This window comes from Mesorhizobium sp. M0870, from assembly GCF_040319775.1.
Lineage (GTDB): Bacteria > Pseudomonadota > Alphaproteobacteria > Rhizobiales > Rhizobiaceae > Mesorhizobium.
This window is the reverse complement of record NZ_JAMYOI010000066.1, coordinates 1-6,186: the sequence shown is the minus strand read 5'-3', so window position 1 is coordinate 6,186 and position 6,186 is coordinate 1. Positions and strand designations below refer to the sequence as shown.

Annotated in this window: 4 protein-coding genes and 5 pseudogenes; 5 read left to right on the top strand and 4 right to left on the bottom strand. The window is 58.8% G+C overall.

The features are described from left to right. Positions 1-1,166: pseudogene (locus tag NKH97_RS33025) on the top strand (hypothetical protein); the annotation flags it as partial. Positions 1,167-1,320: 154 nt separating this feature from the next. Here NKH97_RS33025 and virG read toward each other — a convergent pair. Next, positions 1,321-2,035, bottom strand: a pseudogene (gene virG / locus NKH97_RS33020) (two-component system response regulator VirG). On the opposite strand from virG, the gene NKH97_RS33015 reads away from it, so the two are divergent. Continuing rightward, positions 1,986-2,507, top strand: a complete 522-nt coding sequence (locus tag NKH97_RS33015; protein WP_352799932.1) for an acyl carrier protein — start codon at positions 1,986-1,988, stop codon at positions 2,505-2,507. The pseudogene virG and the gene NKH97_RS33015 overlap by 50 nt on opposite strands. Positions 2,508-3,135: 628 nt before the next feature. Here the strand turns inward: NKH97_RS33015 and NKH97_RS33010 are convergent. Further along, positions 3,136-3,315: a hypothetical protein gene (locus tag NKH97_RS33010; protein ID WP_031194388.1), complete on the bottom strand. Its 180-nt coding sequence runs from the start codon at positions 3,313-3,315 to the stop codon at positions 3,136-3,138. After that, positions 3,312-4,041, bottom strand: a pseudogene (locus NKH97_RS33005) (IS6 family transposase). Before NKH97_RS33005 ends, NKH97_RS33010 begins: the two are co-directional and overlap by 4 nt. A 293-nt stretch (positions 4,042-4,334) precedes the next feature. Here NKH97_RS33005 and NKH97_RS33000 point away from each other — a divergent pair. The 3 genes and pseudogenes from NKH97_RS33000 (at position 4,335) to NKH97_RS32990 (ending at position 5,871) form a co-directional block, all read left to right on the top strand. Further along, positions 4,335-4,703, top strand: coding sequence for a flagellar export protein FliJ (locus NKH97_RS33000; protein WP_352799929.1), 369 nt, complete (start codon positions 4,335-4,337; stop codon positions 4,701-4,703). A gap of 208 nt (positions 4,704-4,911) precedes the next feature. Beyond that, a pseudogene (locus tag NKH97_RS32995) lies at positions 4,912-5,111 on the top strand (DUF1403 family protein); the annotation flags it as partial. 50 nt (positions 5,112-5,161) lie between these two features. Beyond that, positions 5,162-5,871: pseudogene (locus NKH97_RS32990) on the top strand (IS6 family transposase). A gap of 127 nt (positions 5,872-5,998) precedes the next feature. On the opposite strand, the gene NKH97_RS32985 reads toward NKH97_RS32990, so the two are convergent. Next, positions 5,999-6,186: KUP/HAK/KT family potassium transporter (locus NKH97_RS32985; RefSeq protein ID WP_352443283.1), on the bottom strand; the 188-nt coding region annotated here is incomplete at its 5' end.

The window sequence follows — 6,186 nt, the reverse complement described above, 5'->3', positions numbered from 1 at the left end:
CCTCGGTGCTGCAGCCGGGTCACTCAACGGCGCGCCATCATCATGCGCCGGATTCGTCAGTGGTTGATCTGAATCCCCCCGCACCGTCCGAGTTGCGTGACCATGCTCGTTCTGTGCCGGCGGCGGTGCAGCCAGATCGCCCAAAAGTGGTCTCCGGTCCCGACAAGGGTCCTCTTTATTCCAACGATGCGACCCTTGTCGAAGGGCTGAGGTCAGCACTCTATGCCGGTAAGGTCGGGGAGATCACGGTCAAGCGCCATGTAGATATTCTTTTCGGCTTTGGTCATTGGCTCGTTGAAAATAACAAGCCGGGGATTGCGGATCGGCTTCACGATTCGTCGCTGGATCGGGATCGCAAGGAGTACGAGATCTGGGGTGGCGGCCCCTCGGCCGTGGCTGGGTCACTGGGTCGTCTCAAGACGTGGGCGGGCGGAGCGCCAGTGGTGGGCCGCCCTGCCCTGAATCCCCACCCTGCCGACGCCGTGCTCATCAGAGAGTACACAGCGGCTCTCATCAAAGCGTACGAGGCAGCGCCGACCGGGCCGAAACCCCGTACCGTTGAGGTCTATGGGTCTGCTCTTAGACGTTTCAGTCAATGCCTGGTTGAAAACAAAAAGCCGGGGATTGCGGATCGGCTTCACGAGCGGTCGCTGGATGAAGATGCCAAGCGCTATATGAAAACCGCTGAAATCAGTGCACTAACTCATGTCCGGAAGTTCGCACTCGGGCGCGAAATTGCCCTTGCTGCTCGTCCGGAAGACGCAGTCGGCATGGAGGCTCGTGCCATTGGGGACGCCGCTGCGCAGACCGCGGCACAAGCTCATGGCCACGCAGGAGAGCAGGGACCCATCTCTCGAGCTCAACAAGTCGCGCCAGCGCCGTTTGAACGGCACTTGGGCAAGAAGCGCGAGGCCCAGGACGGACTGACGAGTACACTTGACAGGAGCAACCTCGTGAACAGCGGGGGCGTCATCATAAACAATGAACATTACACAGCGCTGTTGAGACCGGCGAAGAGGCAGAGGACTGACAATCCGCAAAGCCGCGCCATGGGGCGGCAACTGAGCGAAGCAACCACGACGTCCATCAGCCAAGCCTCCGATCAAGCCCGAGCGGACCTAATGGCTTCCTTCAGAAGCAGGGAGCGCTCCGACGCGGGGCGTTGAGCTCCATGGCTGGGGTCAAGCAGAACAGCTCTCTTGACGACAGAGGCGCTGATGCGATCTCCGGACCGGTAGCTCTCGCTGTAATTGATCAGGCTGGTACTGTTGGAAGGCTTGATCAGCCCCTCGTCACCCCAATCTCCAGCATAGCTCACTGTCACGCGGCCAACGTGCCTCCGTAGCTAACATCTACGTCAGCGTTGAAGAAGTACCCTGCGCCACGGGATGTTTTGACCAGGCGAGGGTTGGCCGCATCAGCCTCCAGCTTTCGGCGCAAGCGCATGATTAGGACATCGATACTTCGATCGTACACCTCTTCTCCACGCACACGGCTCGCGAGCAAAAGCCGTTCTCTGGATAGCACGTTGCGGGGGTTCTCCAGAAATGCGATCAAGAGATTGAACTCACATGCGGTAAGCTTGACCTCGCCACGCTCCGCACAGATCAGTCGCCGCTGCTTCACGCTGAGCTTCCAGGCCCCAAAGCGAAATGAGCTCTGCTCTCTGGTTCGCGGACTAGAAATGCGCTGGCGTAGCGCTACTCGAATGCGGGCCAAGAATTCGCGCATCCCGAAAGGCTTGGGAATGAAATCGGTTGCGCCGAGCTCCAGTGCAACCACTTTTTCCGCCTCATCAAGCCGGTCGCCGCTGATCACTATGATAGGAACATCCGATTTTGTCGCCAGATTGCGGACGATCGCAAGTCCATCCTCCCGGCCTAGGTTAAGGTCAACAACCACGAGATCGACTGGCTCACGTGAAAGAACATAGTCAAACTGCTTGCTATCGTGGACTGCGGTTACCTTCAGGGCATGCATCGGCGATGAGGCGCCGCATTGCGGCATCATCGTCAATGACAAGAACATGTTTCAACGGCACACCTCGTTTTGGGGGTTGCGCCCCGATCAGGGTTGCATTACCTGAATCTGCAAGCAAAAGGCATGTATTAGTGATGACATTACTTGAAATTGAACAACTGGTTCTCAAAACCCTCAACGCTCTAGTTGCCGAAAAAGTAGAGGTGTCGATGACAACCAGAATGCGGGATCTCGGCCTCGACAGCCTCGACTATAACGAGCTTGCTACGGCGATCGAGAGCCGACTTGGCTGGTTTGTCGACGATTACAAGCTCTGGCAATACGAGTCCGTAAGGCATGTCGCCGACGCCGTCGCCAGTCAGGAGTTGCGCACCCTGGCCTGGGCAGGACATGTTAAGCGGAACCACCAGCAGTGCGGCAAGTGCTGGAGTAGTGCTGTAGGCACAGGTTACGGTGAGGCCAGCTTGGGCGGCGGTAGCTATGGCCATTGCTCCGCTGTGGTTTCTATTCGTGACTGGTGTGTTTGAGAACTGTTGGGTCAGCCCGGTCCATGTCGCAGTGCCGATGCCCCCATTGGTGGCGTTGCCCGCAATTGCGATCGCTGCGCCCAGGGCACCAATGCTGACGGTCGTTGTCAGGCCACCCGTTGAATTGTTGTCAGAGGCAACAGTGCCCACCACACCATCCCAATTGGTGGTCGTATAGACCGACATGTAGTCACGGAACACGCTCTCACTATACGTGGTCACGATCGTTGCCGTCGTACCGGTTGGCACGAGGGCTGACCACACTGACAGATAGACCACACCAGAATTGAAGATGCTTTCCACCTGAGCGAGAAGGGTGGCAGCCACACCCCAATCGTCATACTGTTGACGGTCACTGCACTTTCGGTGTCAGTGGTCTCAGTTGTCACGATGACACGACGATTAGCGTGTGGCGCGACAAGAAGCGGAATGCTGGTGTGGGTGTAACCGGTCGTGGCAGTCGAGTCTTCGTGAGTGCCATTGAAGACCAGATCTATCGGGAACATTTTCTCCCAGACGCCCGAGCTGCGCACATAGACTTGTCGAGCCCTGGTCCAGAGGCTTGAGATTTTCACCCAGACGGCGCTGGCCGCCCCCCAGACCCCGGAGGCTTTGACGTAAAGGGCCATTACGGCTGCACCCAGAAATCACCGTCCACGCCGCCAGAAGGGGCAGCGGCCGAGATCGTGACGCTGCGATTTGCCATCGTGCCGACGCCGAGAAGCGCCTTGGTCTGGGCAATGGACTGCGGTCGACGATAATTGTCCCCGGTGCCGTCACTCGACACGCGACCGACGAAGCTCGTCACAGCGTCGGCACCTGTGGCGTAGGTCGAGCGGTACAAACGCGTCGTGATATCACCAGCGCCATCGCGCTGAGGCGATGAACATGTATGGCGAGAGCAGAACGTTTGGGGCGGGGCGGGACGAAGAGGTTGCGGAGGGCTGACAAGGTCGAGACGAAGCGTTGCAGGCCTCCCGGCGATCGGACCCCTGCATCATCCGCTCCCGTTTTCGCGGCGGCACATGGGAATTCTCCGCTCCGTTGTTCAACCCCTTGTGCGACCGGTGCTTGACGTCCGGCATTACCTGTCGCTTTGCCGCTCCATACGAGCGCAGCTAGTCGGTGATCATGCGCTTCGGCGCGAGCCCCTGCTTCTTCAACAGCCGCGTCAGCAAGCGCTTGGCGGCCTTGGTGTTGCGGCGGTTTTGCACGATTTCGTCCAGCACATATCCATCCTGGTCGACGGCGCGCCACAACCAAAGCTTTTTGCCGGGCGAGGGTGACGACCACTTCGTTCAGGTACCAGACATCATTCCGGCACGGCGGCTTGCGGCGCAAGCAGCGAGCGCAGTCCAGCCCGAACTTGATGCCCCACCGGCGACTTGTCTCATATGAAACCACGATGCCGCGTTCCAGCAGCATTTCCCCAACCAGGCGCAGGCTAGCGGAAACCGGAAATAAAGCCAGACCGCGTGGGCGATAATAGGCGGCGGAAATCGGGGGGCGTGTAGCTGACGGCGGGCGTATTCATGCCCCCCGGCGTCCATGTCGCAAATCTTGACGATTGCTTTGTGTGTCAAGCCCCCGCAGTCTCAACGCGTTCATATGCAGACATTGTGAAAATCGCCCTATTCCGCCTTTTTTTACCGCCCCTTAAGTCCCCCGCTCGCATGCTTGTCGATGCCATTGAACTCATAGCCATCGGCCAAGGATTTTGGAAAATATGTTTCCGCTCGCAGCAGAAAACGTGAGAGTCGCTGTAGGCCTAACGTTAAGGGGAGAGAGCGGTTTGATTGGACGAAATGGGTACCGGAGTACCGAGTCATGAAGCCACGAGGTAATCTGGTCCGACTGAATCAATTTCAGGTGAATGAGAAGCGGCGACAGTTGCACCAGCTAGACATCATGATTGCCGATTTCGAACGCATGGCGCGAGAACTGGACTTCCAGTTAAACGCCGAGGAAACGAAGGCCGGCATCTCCGATGTCAATCATTTCGCTTATCCGACGTTCGCCAAGGCCGCTCGCCTACGTCGTGACAACGTCAAGAATTCACAATCGGACCTTCTGCGGCAGAGAACCGCAGCCGAGCCATGCCTCGCCGAGGCTGAAGCAGAGCTCTCCAAGGCGCAAATGCTAGAATCGCGCAGCACAGAGGCCACGACCTCGAACCCGGCAACCGAAGCGCCATGATCGGCTGAGCCGGATGGCTTCAGCGCGCCTCATTCGCGACACCCGACTGGCCGTTGGCGCGCGAGAGGCGTGCGGGCACTGTAAAGATATCAGCGTCTTGATGCAGCGATAGCTGGTCGGGACGGCTGTCATGCTGCGGCGACATACGCGATTTTGTTCCAGATTTGCATGGCGGCGTTACGCAGGTATTGGGGGAAAGTGGAACTGGTTGGCAATCGGATCATCGGTGGAAACGAACCGCTGCCGGCGGATCGGCGCCTGGCGGCAACGCCTGGCGCTTTCGGCGGCGGCGGTAACGGCAAAGCAGGCTGGCTGCGTCGAGGATGAAGCGGCACCTGCGCGATGCCGTTCTGCTCAGGGCCGGGAGACGGGGTCGGCCCCGCCGGCCGGATGCTGCTCGCTTGGCGCGGCATCGTAAAGTCAACCGACAGCTTATGAAGATGTGCGTACATTGGGCCATGTCAGAAGTTGCTCGTGATCCGCTCTATGGTCGCCACCGCTTTCCCGCCGAGATCATTGCGCACGCGGTATGGCTCTACTTTCGCTTTCCGCTCAGCCTGCGCATGGTTGAGGACATGCTGGCGGCCCGCGGCATCATCGTCACGCATCAGACCGTTCGAAGCTGCGCGGAGAAATTCGGACGGCATTTCGCCCAGGAGATCAATATCAGCCGGCTGCCTGGGCGACAAATGGCATCTCGACGAATGTGTCGTGGCTATCAGTGGCAAGAAGCAGTGGCTCTGGCGTGCCGTCGATCAGGACGGCTTCGTCCTCGAAGTGCTGGTACAGAGCCGCCGAAATGCCAAGGCGGCAAAGCGTCTGATGCGCAAGTTGCTGAAAGCTCAAGGGCGGACACCACGGATCATGATCACCGACAAGCTCCGATCCTATGATGCCGCCATGCGCGACCTCATGCCCGGCGTCGAACACCGGTCGCACACAGGCCTGAATAATCGAGCGGAAAATTCGCACCAGCCGACCCGACGACGCGAAAGGATCATGAAACGCTTCAAGTCGGCACGCCAGCTTCAGCGGTTCGTTTCCATCCATGATCCGATTGCCGACCTGCTCACTTTCCCTGCAATGCGCTGTCATCGGCTCAACATCGAGACCTGCGTAACGCCCCATGCAAATCTGGAACAAAATCGCGTGTGTCGCCACAGCGTGACAGCCGTCCCGGCCAGCTATCGCTGCATCAAGCCGCTGAAACTTACAGTGCCGGGCGCGCTGCTACCTGAATTTCTTTACCGCTCAATCAATGTGACAGCACCGATTCTTCTCAACCGCGGCATGCCCTAAATCGTCACTTGCGTTCCGATCTCGACGACGCGTCCGGTCGGGATCTGGAAGTACTCCGTCGCGTCGGCCGCCGTACGCGCCAGGCCGATGAACAACCGGTCCTGCCACACCGGCATGCCGGAATTGGGCGAGGCCTTGAGCGAACGCCGTGACAGGAAGAACGAGGTCGTCATGATGTCGAACT

What these genes read in the sequence shown, in the direction of transcription:
- NKH97_RS33015 (WP_352799932.1), top strand. Translation starts at nt 1,986, where the DNA reads ATGAGGCGCCGCATTGCGGCATCATCGTCAATGACAAGAACATGTTTC.
- NKH97_RS33000 (WP_352799929.1), top strand. Translation starts at nt 4,335, where the DNA reads ATGAAGCCACGAGGTAATCTGGTCCGACTGAATCAATTTCAGGTGAAT.